This window comes from Acetobacter tropicalis (genome assembly GCF_030644465.1).
In the GTDB taxonomy this organism is placed as follows: Bacteria; Pseudomonadota; Alphaproteobacteria; order Acetobacterales; family Acetobacteraceae; genus Acetobacter; species Acetobacter tropicalis.
Window position 1 is genome coordinate 3,360,399 of record NZ_JAUYUW010000001.1, and the last position, 12,651, is coordinate 3,373,049.

10 protein-coding genes are annotated in these 12,651 nt (G+C 54.6%); 4 read left to right on the plus strand and 6 right to left on the minus strand.

What is annotated here, in order from left to right:
* Nucleotides 1-51: 51 nt before the first annotated feature.
* The 5 genes from QWU00_RS15160 to QWU00_RS15180 all read right to left on the minus strand — a co-directional run bounded on the left by QWU00_RS15160 (nt 52) and on the right by QWU00_RS15180 (nt 4,326).
* Entirely contained in the window at nt 52-789 is a 738-nt protein-coding gene (locus QWU00_RS15160) for a TlyA family RNA methyltransferase (protein ID WP_035378644.1), read from the minus strand.
* Between the two features lie 4 nt (nt 790-793).
* Nucleotides 794-2,800, minus strand: coding sequence for a 1-deoxy-D-xylulose-5-phosphate synthase (gene dxs, locus QWU00_RS15165; RefSeq protein WP_304651048.1), 2,007 nt, complete (start codon nt 2,798-2,800; stop codon nt 794-796).
* Between the two features lie 4 nt (nt 2,801-2,804).
* Nucleotides 2,805-3,749, minus strand: coding sequence for a polyprenyl synthetase family protein (locus tag QWU00_RS15170; RefSeq protein ID WP_035377248.1), 945 nt, complete (start codon nt 3,747-3,749; stop codon nt 2,805-2,807).
* Nucleotide 3,750: 1 nt separating this feature from the next.
* Nucleotides 3,751-4,005, minus strand: a complete 255-nt coding sequence (locus tag QWU00_RS15175; protein WP_006558654.1) for an exodeoxyribonuclease VII small subunit — start codon at nt 4,003-4,005, stop codon at nt 3,751-3,753.
* A gap of 78 nt (nt 4,006-4,083) precedes the next feature.
* Complete coding sequence (locus tag QWU00_RS15180) at nt 4,084-4,326, minus strand: sulfurtransferase TusA family protein (protein ID WP_006558655.1); 243 nt, start codon at nt 4,324-4,326, stop codon at nt 4,084-4,086.
* A gap of 110 nt (nt 4,327-4,436) precedes the next feature.
* On the opposite strand from QWU00_RS15180, the gene QWU00_RS15185 reads away from it, so the two are divergent.
* A complete protein-coding gene (locus tag QWU00_RS15185) occupies nt 4,437-5,333 on the plus strand; it encodes an ROK family protein (RefSeq protein WP_035377243.1) in 897 nt (298 codons plus the stop codon).
* A gap of 134 nt (nt 5,334-5,467) precedes the next feature.
* Here QWU00_RS15185 and QWU00_RS15190 read toward each other — a convergent pair whose 3' ends face one another.
* The gene (locus QWU00_RS15190) at nt 5,468-6,859 is read right to left on the minus strand and encodes an NAD-dependent succinate-semialdehyde dehydrogenase (protein ID WP_035377241.1); all 1,392 of its coding nucleotides are present in this window, start codon (nt 6,857-6,859) and stop codon (nt 5,468-5,470) included.
* 1,004 nt (nt 6,860-7,863) lie between these two features.
* Between QWU00_RS15190 and QWU00_RS15195 the strand changes: the two genes are divergently transcribed.
* From QWU00_RS15195 to QWU00_RS15205, 3 genes are all read left to right on the plus strand, one after another.
* On the plus strand, nt 7,864-10,269 hold the full coding sequence (locus QWU00_RS15195) for a TonB-dependent receptor (protein WP_231551528.1): 2,406 nt from the start codon (nt 7,864-7,866) through the stop codon (nt 10,267-10,269).
* Between the two features lie 168 nt (nt 10,270-10,437).
* Nucleotides 10,438-11,532 (plus strand): purine-nucleoside phosphorylase, encoded by a 1,095-nt coding sequence (locus QWU00_RS15200; protein ID WP_035377239.1) that lies wholly within the window; start codon nt 10,438-10,440, stop codon nt 11,530-11,532.
* Nucleotides 11,529-12,605: a purine-nucleoside phosphorylase gene (locus QWU00_RS15205; protein WP_035377237.1), complete on the plus strand. Its 1,077-nt coding sequence runs from the start codon at nt 11,529-11,531 to the stop codon at nt 12,603-12,605. Before QWU00_RS15200 ends, QWU00_RS15205 begins: the two co-directional genes overlap by 4 nt.
* Nucleotides 12,606-12,651: the final 46 nt, after the last annotated feature.

Below are 12,651 nucleotides of genomic sequence, written 5' to 3' on the forward strand. Positions count from 1 at the left end.
ATGCAGAAAGAGCATGAGACGATATAAAATCGGTTTTATGTAAAATGAAATTTAAGATTTACGTGCGGCGATCAGAAACTCTTTATTTCCTTCCGGGCCAGTAATCGGACTGGGTTCTATTCCCATTACTGTCCAGCCGGGCAGATTGCTCCACCATTCCTGAATGGTGGCACAGACGCTTTCATGCACAGCAGGGTCGCGCACGACACCTTTTGCACCAATCTGGTCTCGCCCCGCTTCAAACTGCGGTTTGATCAACGCAACGGCCCATGCACCCTCTGCAGCAAGAGATAGCGCGGCGGGAAGCACCGTGCGGAGGCCGATAAAACTGGCATCGCACACAACAACAGATGGCGCGATGGGAATAATGGTGCTGTCCAGATACCGTGCGTTACATTTTTCGAGCACAGTTACGCGCGGATCTGAGCGGAGTTTCCAGGCAATCTGCCCATGTCCCACATCCACAGCGTAAACAGATTTTGCACCGTTCGTCAGCAGAACGTCCGTAAACCCGCCGGTTGACGCGCCAACATCAAGGCAGACGCAATCTTGCGGAGAAAGCCTGAAATGGTCCAAAGCATGCGCCAGCTTGCAGCCCCCGCGTGAGACCCAGGGGTGTTGTTGCCCGCGGACCTCAAGAGGTGCTTCTTCCTGTAGCTGGTCTCCGGCTTTGGCGACCCGCTTCTCACCAGTGAACACAAGCCCGGCCATAATAAGGGCCTGAGCTTTTGTTCTGCTTTCAACCAGCCCTCGGTCAACAAGCATCTGGTCAACGCGACGGCGTGCCATCTGTTTAGGCCGTTTGCTCCGTCAGAGAGACGCCCAATGCGCTGAGAGCGGTTTTTGTGATGTGTGGCGCTGTAAGTCCAGCCTGCTCGTATTGAGCGTCCTGCGAGTTATGGTCGATGAAGATGTCGGGCAGGGTGAGGGGACGGAAGCGGACGTTATCGAGCAGACCGGTGCGGGCCAGATGATGGCCGACCTGCGTGCCGAATCCGCCAATCGAACCTTCTTCCAGCGTGATCAGCACGGCATGGTTGCGGGCCAGGTTTTCCACCAGTTCCACATCAATCGGCTTGGCAAAGCGCGCATCGGCCACCGTGGGCGGCAGGCCATGGGCGGCCAGCATGTCCGCAGCCTTCAGGGCTTCAGCCAGACGCGGGCCCAGCGAGAGAATGGCAATGCCGCCTTTCTCGCCGCCGGCCTGACGGCCCATCTCCCGGATGATGCGGCCCTTGCCGATCTCCAGAACCTGCCCTTCGGCGGGTAGATCAAGGCCCAGACCGCCGCCACGCGGGTAGCGCAGACCAATCGGGCCTTCATCAAACGCGGTGGCGGTGGCCGTCATGTGCAGCAGTTCCACCTCATCCGAGGGGGCCATCAGCGTCATGCCCGGCAGGCAGCCCAGATAGGCGAGGTCAAACGCGCCAGCATGGGTGGCGCCATCCGCCCCCACCAGACCGGCACGGTCAATGGCGAAGCGCACAGGCAGCTTCTGCAGCACCACGTCATGCATCACCTGATCATAGGCGCGCTGCAGGAAGGTGGAGTAGATGGCGCAGAACGGCCGCAGCCCTTCCGTGGCCATGCCGGCGGCAAAGGTCACGGCATGCTGTTCGGCAATGCCTACGTCAAAAAAGCGGTCAGGGTAGGATTTGGCGAATGCATCCAGCCCCGTGCCAGACGGCATGGCGGCGGTGACAGCGGTGATCCGGTCATCCGTGGCGGCGCGGCGCACCAGTTCACGGGCGAAGACGGAGGTGTAGGAGGGCGGGCCGGACGGGCCTTTTTTCTGCTCGCCGGTGACCACGTTGAACTTGGCCACGGCGTGATACTTGTCTCCCGCTTTTTCAGCCGGGCGGTAGCCGTGGCCTTTTTCGGTGATGACATGCAGCAGGATGGGGCCGTTATCCGTATCGCGCAGGTTGCGCAGGATGGCCACCAGTTGCGGCAGATCATGCCCGTCTACGGGGCCGACGTAATAGAAGCCCAGTTCCTCGAACAGGGTGCCGCCGGTGATCATGCCGCGGGCATATTCATCGGCCTTGCGGGCCGTGCGTTCCACCGGGGCGGGCAGCTTCTTCACCACTTTTCCGGCCAGTTCGCGCAGGCCCATGAACTTGCGCGAGGACATCAGGCGGGAGAGGTAGTTGGACATCGCGCCCACAGGCGGGGCGATGGACATCTCGTTATCGTTGAGGATGACGATCAGCCGTTCCGCACCGGGGCCCGCTACGGCGGCGTTGTTCATGGCCTCGTAGGCCATGCCGGCGGAGATGGAACCATCGCCGATCACGGCGATCACGCTGCGTTCACGGTAGGACGGGTCTTCCTCGGCGCGCAGGTGATGGGCCACGGCCATACCCAGCCCGGCGGAGATGGACGTGGAGGAGTGGGCCGCGCCAAACGGGTCGTAGGTGCTTTCAGACCGGCGGGTGAAGCCGGAGAGGCCACCGGGCTGGCGCAGGGTGCGGATGCGGTCACGCCGGCCGGTGAGGATCTTGTGCGGGTAGGCCTGATGGCCCACATCCCAGATCACCTTGTCCTCAGGCGTGTCGAACACGGCATGCAGGGCCACGGTCAGTTCCACAACTCCCAGAGACGCCCCCAGATGCCCGCCGGTGGTGGAGACGGCATCAATCGTCTCGGCCCGCAGTTCATCAGCAACCTGCTTGAGCTGCTCAACCGAGAAGTTCCGCATGTCAGACGGATACGTCACACGGTCCAGCGCAGGAAAACGGCCCAGCGTCGGGATGGTCGCACCGCCAGTGGCAGTGGTGGGGGGTGTCTGATCTGCCATCGGCTTAGTTCCTGCGTTCAATCACGTAATAGGCCAGCGCCTTCAGGCGGTCGGCTTTTGCTCCAAACGGAGCAAGATCTTCAATGGCCAGCTTGGTCAGCCGTTCGGCTTCCGCGCGGGCACCATCAATGCCCAGAAGGGCAACAAATGTGGATTTGCCTGAGGCTTCATCTTTCCCGGCGGTCTTGCCCAGTTCTTCAGCCGTTGCTGTAGCGTCCAGAACATCATCCGCAATCTGGAAGGCAGCACCAATGTTGGTGCCGTAGGACCGCAGGCGACGCTGAAGATCAGCATCAGCCTGACCCAGAATGGCTCCAGATTCAGCGGAATAGCGGATAAGGCAGCCGGTTTTCAGGGCGTGCAGATGGCGTACTTCGTCCAGTGGCAGGGCGCGTCCTTCGCCCTCCATGTCAATCATCTGGCCACCGACCATGCCAGATGCGCCTGATGCAGCCGCGAAGGCAGCAATCAGGGCGATGCGGACGTTGGCACTTTCATGCGTCTGTGCATCGGCCAGAATTTCGAAGGCTTTGGTTTGAAGGGCGTCTCCTGCCAGAATGGCGGTGGCTTCATCAAACTTGCGATGGGTGGAGGGCTGGCCGCGGCGCAGATCATCATCGTCCATAGCGGGCAGGTCATCATGCACCAGGGAATAGGCATGCAGCATTTCGACTGATGCGCCTACGCGGGCAGACTGCGCTTCGGGCACGCCAAACAGGCTGGCGGTTTCAACAGCCAGATAGCCCCGCAGGCGCTTGCCACCGCCAAGGGTTGCATACCGCATGGCTTCAATCAGACGGGCATCGCCCCCGGTGGTGGGGGGGAGAAGCGCATCAATGGCGCTTTCCACCAGCTTGGCACGGGCAGACATGTCCTTGCGCAGCAGATCGGCATTGGCAGAAGGCTGCGTCTGGGAAGGGGAGATGGTTGTCGGGTCAGTCATCGACATCTCAATCCAAAGGTTTCATGTCCAGAGCCCCGTTGGCTTTCTGGACGATCGCCTGAACGCGGGCCTCGGCCTCGCTCAGCTTGGTTTCACAATGCTGGCGTAAAGCTGCCCCGCGCTCATAGGACGCAATGGCCTCTTCCAGCTTCATTTGTCCGCCTTCAAGGCCGCGCACGATCTTCTCCAGTTCGGAGAGCGCTTCCTCAAAGGACAAAGCCTCGATGTTATCCGCCATGGCGCAGGTCTTCCTATCCGTCATGAGGCGCAGGCATTACTCCGATAAGTGGTGGTCTGCCAAGTCTTGCTTGGGCAGATCGCCCCAGAAAACATATCGCCCTTACGCCTGAGGTATGTCTGTCCGACGTCTGATTGTGAAGGAAAGGGTGCCATTTTCATCCGTGAAGGCGACCAAAGCGTGGCCTGTTTCACGGCAAAAGACCTGAAAATCCACAATGGAGGCGCGATCCGTGGTCAAAACGCGCAATTTTTCGCCACTTTCCATGGAACGGAGACGTTTGTTGGCTTTTAGAACCGGAATAGGGCAACTCAGGCCCCGCGCATCGAGAAGAGCCTCATTCATGACACATAGCCTTGTATAGAGAGACAGAGATGTGTGATTGCATATTTTCCTGAATTATCACATGCCGCATGGTGTTTGAGTACTGCCGGAATAAAGACGTTAGGTTCTGTATGTCAGATTATCGCCTTGGAATCGATCTTGGAGGAACCAAGATCGAGATTGCTGCCCTCGACCCCGATGGGAAAATTCTTCTCCGTCGCAGGGAGGCGAACCCCGGTTCTTATGAACAGCTTCTGGCAAAAATTCGGCAGATGGTGGAAGCCGCTAAGGCGGAGACCAGTCCGGCTGCTACGGTGGGGATTGGTATCCCGGGCGCGATTGACGCCAGAACCCGGTGTGTCAAGAACGCCAATGCGACATGGCTGAATGGTCGTCCTTTTGGGGATGATCTGGAACTGGCGCTTGGTTGCCCTGTGCGTGTGGAGAATGATGCCAACTGCTTTGCCCTCTCTGAGGCCATTGATGGGGCGGCAGCAGGGCGCAAGGTGGTGTTCGGCGTTATTCTGGGGTCAGGCGTAGGCGGTGGTATCATTGTTAACGGTCACCCGCTGACAGGCCTGCACCATATTGCGGGCGAATGGGGGCATATTCCGTTGCCGTGGGTGCGGGAAGAAGAGTTTCCGATGCCTTCCTGCTTTTGTGGGAACAGTGGCTGTCTGGAGCGTTTCCTGTGTGGTTCCGCGCTGGCTGAGTCGTGGAAAGGTAAGGGAGAACGCAGTACTCAGGGGATTGAAGAGGCTGCCGCCGCTGGCGATGAGGCTGCCATCCGGGCGCTGGACCTGTATGTGGACCGTCTGGGGCGTGCCTGTGCGCTGGTGATCAACCTGATTGATCCAGATGCGATTGTGCTGGGAGGGGGCGTTTCTAACCTTCAGACGATTTATGAGCGTGTGCCCGACATCATGAAGAAATATGCCATTACGCCTACGTGTGACACCCAGTTGCTGAAAAACCACCATGGGGACAGTTCCGGCGTGCGTGGGGCTGCGTGGCTTTGGGGAGAATAGGGCTTTTCGTTCAGGCCATGAACTATGGTGGGATGGTTGAAGCTTGTCTGATCTGAACTGTCTGAGTACAGTTTTTCACGAGAGCCTGAGATAGAAAAGAGCGCCCTTTTGTTGGAAAGGGCGCTCTTTTTGTATCAGAACGGAGCGTCAATATCGACGACGTCGATCAGTTTGTGGTTAACAAATTCCTTGATGCCCAGACCAATCAGTTCGCGGCCATAACCGGAGCGGGCAACCCCGCCGAACGGCAGATCCGCTTTCACCATGGTTGGGTGGTTCACATACACCATGCCGGTGTAGATCTGTTCTGCCACCTTCACACCGCGTTTTGTGTCCTTTGTGAAGACGGAGCCACCAAGGCCGAACGGAGAATCGTTGGCAATGCGGATGGCGTCAGCTTCGTCCTTGGCGCGATAAAGCTGGGTGACGGGACCAAAGAACTCCCAATGGCGGGCTTCATTGTTCTCGTGCAGGTTGGTCATCAGCAGCGGCTGGAAGAAGGCTCCTTTTTCCGGAACTGGCGCGCCAATCACTTCAACAATGGCACCGTGCTTCTTGGCTTCTTCAACCTGAGCTTTCAGATCGTCAGCAGCTTTCTGTGAAGACAGGGGCGCAAGCGTGGTGGACGGATCCATCGGATCACCCGCCTTCAGTTTTGCGACTTCCGCTTTGTAGATTTCCAGGAACTGGTCATAAACAGCGTCAGCAACAATCAGGCGCTTGGAAGAAACACAGACCTGCCCGGCATTCCAATGACGACCAAAAGCGGCCCATTTGGCTGCCTTTTCAACGTCAGCATCTTCCAGAACAATAAAGGCGTCCGCACCACCAAGTTCCATGGTGGCCTTCTTCAGCGCTTTACCAGCAATGCTGGCAACAATGGCCCCAGCACCCTCAGAGCCGGTAAGGGCGACCCCACAAACGCGCGGGTCTTTCAGAATGACTTCGGTGTGGTGACGTGCTGCGTAGAGATTGCGGAAGGCACCTTTTGGCAGGCCTGCTTCAATCATCAGAGCATCAAAGATGGCAGCGCACTGCGGCACGTTGGAGGCGTGCTTCAGCAGCACCGTGTTCCCGGCGGAAAGCTGCGGCGCGATGATGCGTGCGATCTGGTAGTAGGGGAAGTTCCATGGCTCAATGGCGAAGACGATCCCCTGAGGCTGATGCACCAGAACGGCTTCCCCCTCCTTGGGGTCAGCAACCGGGAGCTTTTCAGGCTTCAGCAGGTTTTCTGCATTTGTAGCATAATATTCGAAAATTTCAGCCGAAAGAATGGTTTCCAGCTTCGCCTCTTCATAAAGCTTACCCATTTCGAGAGTGAGAAGCTTGGCGTATTTATCGATATCACGACGCAGAATGGTTGCGGCTGCTGTCATAACCTTGGCACGGTCGGCAAAGGACACGTTGCGCCAGGACTTGAAGGCCTCATAAGCATCATTCAGAGCGGTCTGAATTTCCTGATCCGTTGCATCCGGAAAAGTCTTGAGTGTTTCACCAGTATAAGGGTTGGTCGTCGCGTAAGCCATAATTCCGTAAATTCCGGGTTAAGGGTTTAACGATAAAGAAGAGGGGGAGGGATAGTATAGTGTCAAGTCCCTTCAGGTCTAGGGCGTGACACACAAAGAGACAAATTGGGGAAGATGTGAAAAACAGCGCCGCTATTGTCCTGCCAGCTATTCAATTGCGCTATAATTTCATACCTTTTTCGTCTGCATTGGGCCTCGGTGTCATTCTAAACATACAACCATGATCATGGTTGCTGGAGAGTAAGACCAATAGTGTAACCCATTGTTGCTGGGTCACAAAATGGAGCCTGATGCGTCAGTCTGAAATGCTTGCTCCATGAGAAGGTCAATATGGGGCGTGGGGCGGTTGGCATGTCGCCAATACGGAATGAAAGATCATTTTGGTCACGTGGAGGTTCTCTCAACGCAACGAGAGTGTGTCAAGAGTGGTTTGTTCGGTAATAAAATTTCGCCCGGCAGTGTGGAGGCCGGGTTAATAAAAATACAGAAACTCTTTTGTGTAGCCTTATACGAAGTCCCATTTTATTTCTGCATACATGCACACAGGAGAAATATTCATCTTGTTGAAGATGGGTGTGGATTTCAACTAAAAAATAAACGCATACAGGCTAAAATATTCATATGATAATTCTGAATTTAGAAATAAAATGGAATATTTACTATGTACCTTCTAAAATTTTTTTATTTTTATTTTGATTATAAATAGAATCTATCGGAAATGTAATAAAGTGAACGGATGCGTGCCTTGCACTCTAAAATTGAGAACGCGAAAGTGCAATTTTTATTGTTGCCGTTTTTCACGTGTTCGAGAGAATACAAGTCTATTGCAAAATCGAACCGAATAAGTCGGATTGGGATTGGAGGCAAACCAGCTCACGGGTTGGGGTGTGCAAGTTAGCAACGGTTATCACGAAAAGTTGTTAATTGTTACCGAGACGCTTTCCTTTCTGCGGCTTTTCCCTCAAGCAGCCACCAAAACGGTTTCTTACCAAGGGCAGCACACTATGGCTTCTATGAAAACACACCACGGTCGGTTCGTCGCTGCCATTCTGAGCAGTACTTTTATGCTCTGTGAGTATGGCTATGCGGCTCCCGCTCTTCATTCGGCGCCAAAGGGGCATACAACGGCTGCGCACCCTAAGGCAGGGCAGGCGCGGGCTGCACATTCTCCCCGCCGGGCATCGGGTCCGATAAAGAGTCAGGTTGGCGAAGAGGTCGATGTGGCTGTCAACCGTGCTGGTGGCGGTGGCATGATGCGGCGTGAAACGGCCCCACGTGCGGTCCAGACCGTGACCAAGCGCTTCATTGCCATGCAAAGCCCGACCAACACGGCGCTGGACCTTGTGAAGAACCTGCCGAGTGTGAGTGTCTCCACAAATGATTCATCCGGCATCTTGGGTGGTGCCATTAATATCCGCAGTCTGACCGATTCAGACATGGGCATTCTTCTGAATGGTGTGCCTGTGGCAACGGCGTATTATCTGAACCAGAATGTGGATTCAGAAAATCTGGACCATGTCAGCATTACTCCCGGATCTGCTGAAATCAATCTGCCCGTGACCTCTGCCGCTGCGGGTGTCATGGACGCCGGAACCATTACGCCGGACCACAAATTTGGCGGCATGATGGATTTCTCCTATGGCACCAATAATATGTCCCGCGAGTTTTTGCGCGTGAACAGTGGTGACATTGGAAAGAGTGGCGTGCGAGGCTATTTCTCTTTCTCGCATGAACATGCGCGGAACTGGATTGGGCCAGGTACGAACCAGAGACGCCATCTGGATTTTGGTGCCCGCAAAGATTTCGATAACGGGTCCTTTATTGATCTGTTCGCCAGTTGGAATCACCAGTTCACATCCATGCCGCTGTATCCGACATCACAGCAGTTCTTTGACAAGAAGAACGGACGTGGGACGTTTTCCTACTCTTCCGAATACAACCCGGCTAATCCGTCCCGCTATGTTGGGCTGGTGGGGAATATGTGGGATCAGTTCTTTATCACGGCTCCCGTGCATGTTGTCTTGCCCAAGAAGTTTACGTTCGATTTCAAGCCCTATTATGTCTATAATGGTGGTTATTCTTACAACGGTTCTCTCTTCAATGCGGAAAGAACGTCTGTAACGGCTGGGCCCGATGGTGCGGCGCTCAGTGGAAGTGTGCCGACAACATCAAACTACAGTGTTTATCGTCCCCATGCCGGTGCCGTGGCCGAGTTGAGCTACAAGATTGACCGACACAACACGTTCTCTCTGGGCTACTGGTTTGATTATCAGGATAATCAGGTCAACAACCTGTATTCAATTGCCACAGAAAACGGGAACAAGAATTTTCCTTATGCTGCAGGTACGGGGCTGTATCAGAACGGTTCCCGCTACATGCCGTATCAGGGAGATTCAGGCTGGTATAACCATTCTCTCTTTGTGCGTGATGTGGCCCGTTATCTGGATAACCGGCTGGAAGTGAACGCCGGGTTCAAGGTTTCCATGATCAACCGGTGGAGCCAGAACCACGCCAGTGCAGCCCCGCGCACAGCAGAAAATACAGTTGTGCCGCTGCCGCAGTTGGGGATTGGCTACAAAATTGATGATCACAACCAGATCTATATCAATGCGGAAGGGGATTACCGCATGCCGGATCCGGGCTCTCTGTCCTCCGTGTTTGATGCGCAGACAGGCAGTTATGTAGGCAACCCCTACAACGCGAAGCCGCAGTATCTGATCAAGGAAGAACTCGGCTGGCGGTTTAACAATAAATACCTGATGGCTGATCTGAGCTTCTTCAACTACTCCATTACAAACCGTCTGGTTGCAACCAGCGTGTATGTGAACAATCAGGCCATCAGCACAACCATCAATGCGGGCAACCAGACGGCGCGCGGGTTTGACGCCATGATTGCGGCGCACCCCATTCATCACTTTAGTCCGTATGCGTCCATTGAGTATCTGAATGCATCAATGGATTCCAACCTGCCCAGCACGGGGCTGTTGAATGGAAGCACTGTTGCAGACTATCTTCCTACAAAAGGGAAAAGAGCGGTTATGGCCCCGCATGTTCTGGCCAATATTGGCCTGACGTATGATGATGGAAAGTTCTTTGGTAACTTTGCGGTCCATTATACGTCCGCCCAGTATACCACCTTCATGAATGATGAGAAAATTCCGGGATATTTCACGGATTCCATTACTGTTGGATATCATTTTCCAAGCTTTGGGTTTGTTAAATCTCCAACGTTCCGGCTGAACTTCAACAATATTACGGGAAGCTTTGTGCGCACAGGTGCATACGGCTTGACCAATAATGCTCATGCGGCAACAGGGATTTACGGTAGTGCGATATCTGCAAGCGGTTCTCCGACATATTACCTGTATCCCCGGTTCAATATGACCGGCACTGTCTCTATGGCCTTCTGATAATCATAAGTACGGTGGTGTTTCCTGAGCGTGTGAAACACCACCGTACTATGAAGGGCAGGATTTATGAAAACCTCTTTCAAAAAAAGAGAAATATGTGGTTTTTCCAGATGTTTTTCTAATCTTATTGTTCCACCTATAAAATGAGTTATTGTTGGAAGCCTGAAAATGCGTGTCGATAGATTTTTAAGAACCCTTGCGGTTTGTAGCGCTCTGACCGCCACATCCATGCTGGCTGCACCACACTCAGCTTCCGCAGCCAAGCTTGAGCCAAAAGTGATTGTGGTGGCGGGTTGGGAAAATGGTGCTGATACCGGCGATATGCCGGGGGAGTACCAGTTCTGGGTGGAGCGGTTACATCTGGACAAGCGTGTGCCAGTGGCTGGCATCCCAACCCAGATCCTGCGTAGCAACAAGGATGGCGTTTATGGGATTGTGCTGAAGGATGGTGTAACAGATCTGGCCGCGTTGGCGCTTGATCCGCATTTTGACCTCCATCACACGTACTGGATTTTTACCGGGATTTCTGGTGTTAATCCAAACGTGGCTTCTGCCGGTAGCGTGGCCTGGGCGCGCTGGGTGGTGGATGGCGATGCTTTGCGTGAAATAGATGATCGCGCAATTCCTAAAGGGTGGCCATATGGCCTTTATGCTATTGGGGCGGATAAGCCCAATACGCTCCCCAATGACCCCAACCATTATGGCTCGGTTACGGATGTGGCGGAGTTGACGAAAGCGTATCCGCTCAACCGTGGGCTGGAGCATTGGGCCTACACCCTCAGCCGGAACGTGCCGTTGCGGGATGATCCTGTGCTGGCTGAGCGTCGGGCTCAGTGGAAAGGCTTTCCCAATGCCCAAAAGCCGCCGACCATTCTGGAGGGGGAGACATTGGGAGCGTTGCGTTACTGGCACGGTGAGCAACGGAACAAATGGGCGGAAGATTGGGTTCAGTTGTGGACCAGAAATCAGGGTCAGTTTGTCATGACCAATGAGGAAAGCCAGACCAATCAGGTAGAAATGCGGCTGTTGGCGCGGTTTGGTTACATCGACCCTGATCGTATCATGGTGTTGCGTTCCGGCAGCAATTTCAGCATGCCGCCGCCTCATACATCCATTACTCAGTCCATGGGGGATGAGGGGCCAGGTCAGACCACTGCTTTTGACAATAATGAACGCGCAGGAGCCCCTGTTATCGCTGAGTTGATAGCGCATTGGGATCAATATCGCGCGTATATTCCTTCTGTTTCGGAGAGCACACCATGAGACATTTACTTCGTTCTTCCGTTGCCCTTCTTGGGTTGGGTCTGCTTGCAGGGTGCGCAAACGTTTCCGGGCCCCAACAGGCATCGGGCAAACCGTGGGACATTCGGGCCGTTGTTCTGACAACATACGAAATTGGTCAGGATAGCGGAGATCGCGCAGGGGAGTTCCAGCCTTGGGTGGAAGGGGAAAAACTGACAGAGAAAGTGGCGTTCCCGGCCGGTGTGCATGATATTTACACAGATCCTGCGCACCACATTCTGTATGTGGTAACGGGTACAACCCTTTCTCCGGCGGCGTCTTCCGTCGCGGCTTTGGGTATGGATCCGCGTTTTGATCTCACGAAAGCCTATTGGATTGTCTCTGCCATCTCCGGCTTTGATCAGCAGGCTGCCTCGGTTGGGTCGGTTTCCTGGGCTGATTACGTTGTCAGTGACATCAGTAAATATATCGACCCGCGGGAGGCCCCGAAAAACTGGCCTTATGGGTACTACATGATCACGGCTGAAAAGCCGAACCAGTATGTCACGTCAGGAGGGGATGGCCCGGATGGCAGTATCGATCATGCCATGAGTTACAAGCTCAATCCGGCTTTGGTGAAATGGGCTTATGATCTCACAAAAAATCTGCCGCTTGAAGATTCTCCGGCGTTGGCCGCAGAGCGGAAGCGGCGCACGACAAAGGCCGCCAAGCAGTTGCCTCGTGTGGTTATTGGCGGTGATTTTGCATCAGATGCGTTCTGGCACGGCAGGATCATGACACAGTTTGCGCGGGACTGGGTGAAAATGGTGTCTCAGAACCAGAGCCAGTTTGTGGAAAGCAACATGGAAGATGCGGGTGTCATGGAGGCCATGAAGCGCCTGACACGCGCAGGCCGAGCAGACATCAACCGGGTTCTGATTTCGCGGAGTGCGTCCAATTATACGGAGCAGGCTCCTGGCCAGACGGCTGTTCAGTCAGCGAATGATTCATTCTCTGGCGAAGCACAGGCGCTGGAAAATGGGTATCGCGTTGCGGCGAAAGCCCTGCATGAGATTGTTGATAACTGGCCCCGTTTTGAAAACGGCGTTCACTAAATAGCAGCCCAAGCTGTTGCGCCTCCAGAGTTGTTAATGTCTGGAG

Bases quoted from the DNA above. Each gene is read 5' to 3' on its own strand.
- dxs (WP_304651048.1), bottom strand. From the start codon at position 2,800: ATGGCAGATCAGACACCCCCCACCACTGCCACTGGCGGTGCGACCATC.
- QWU00_RS15195 (WP_231551528.1), top strand. From the start codon at position 7,864: ATGGCTTCTATGAAAACACACCACGGTCGGTTCGTCGCTGCCATTCTG.
- QWU00_RS15205 (WP_035377237.1), top strand. From the start codon at position 11,529: ATGAGACATTTACTTCGTTCTTCCGTTGCCCTTCTTGGGTTGGGTCTG.
- QWU00_RS15200 (WP_035377239.1), top strand. From the start codon at position 10,438: ATGCGTGTCGATAGATTTTTAAGAACCCTTGCGGTTTGTAGCGCTCTG.
- QWU00_RS15160 (WP_035378644.1), bottom strand. From the start codon at position 789: ATGGCACGCCGTCGCGTTGACCAGATGCTTGTTGACCGAGGGCTGGTT.
- QWU00_RS15175 (WP_006558654.1), bottom strand. From the start codon at position 4,005: ATGACGGATAGGAAGACCTGCGCCATGGCGGATAACATCGAGGCTTTG.
- QWU00_RS15190 (WP_035377241.1), bottom strand. From the start codon at position 6,859: ATGGCTTACGCGACGACCAACCCTTATACTGGTGAAACACTCAAGACT.
- QWU00_RS15170 (WP_035377248.1), bottom strand. From the start codon at position 3,749: ATGTCGATGACTGACCCGACAACCATCTCCCCTTCCCAGACGCAGCCT.
- QWU00_RS15180 (WP_006558655.1), bottom strand. From the start codon at position 4,326: ATGAATGAGGCTCTTCTCGATGCGCGGGGCCTGAGTTGCCCTATTCCG.
- QWU00_RS15185 (WP_035377243.1), top strand. From the start codon at position 4,437: ATGTCAGATTATCGCCTTGGAATCGATCTTGGAGGAACCAAGATCGAG.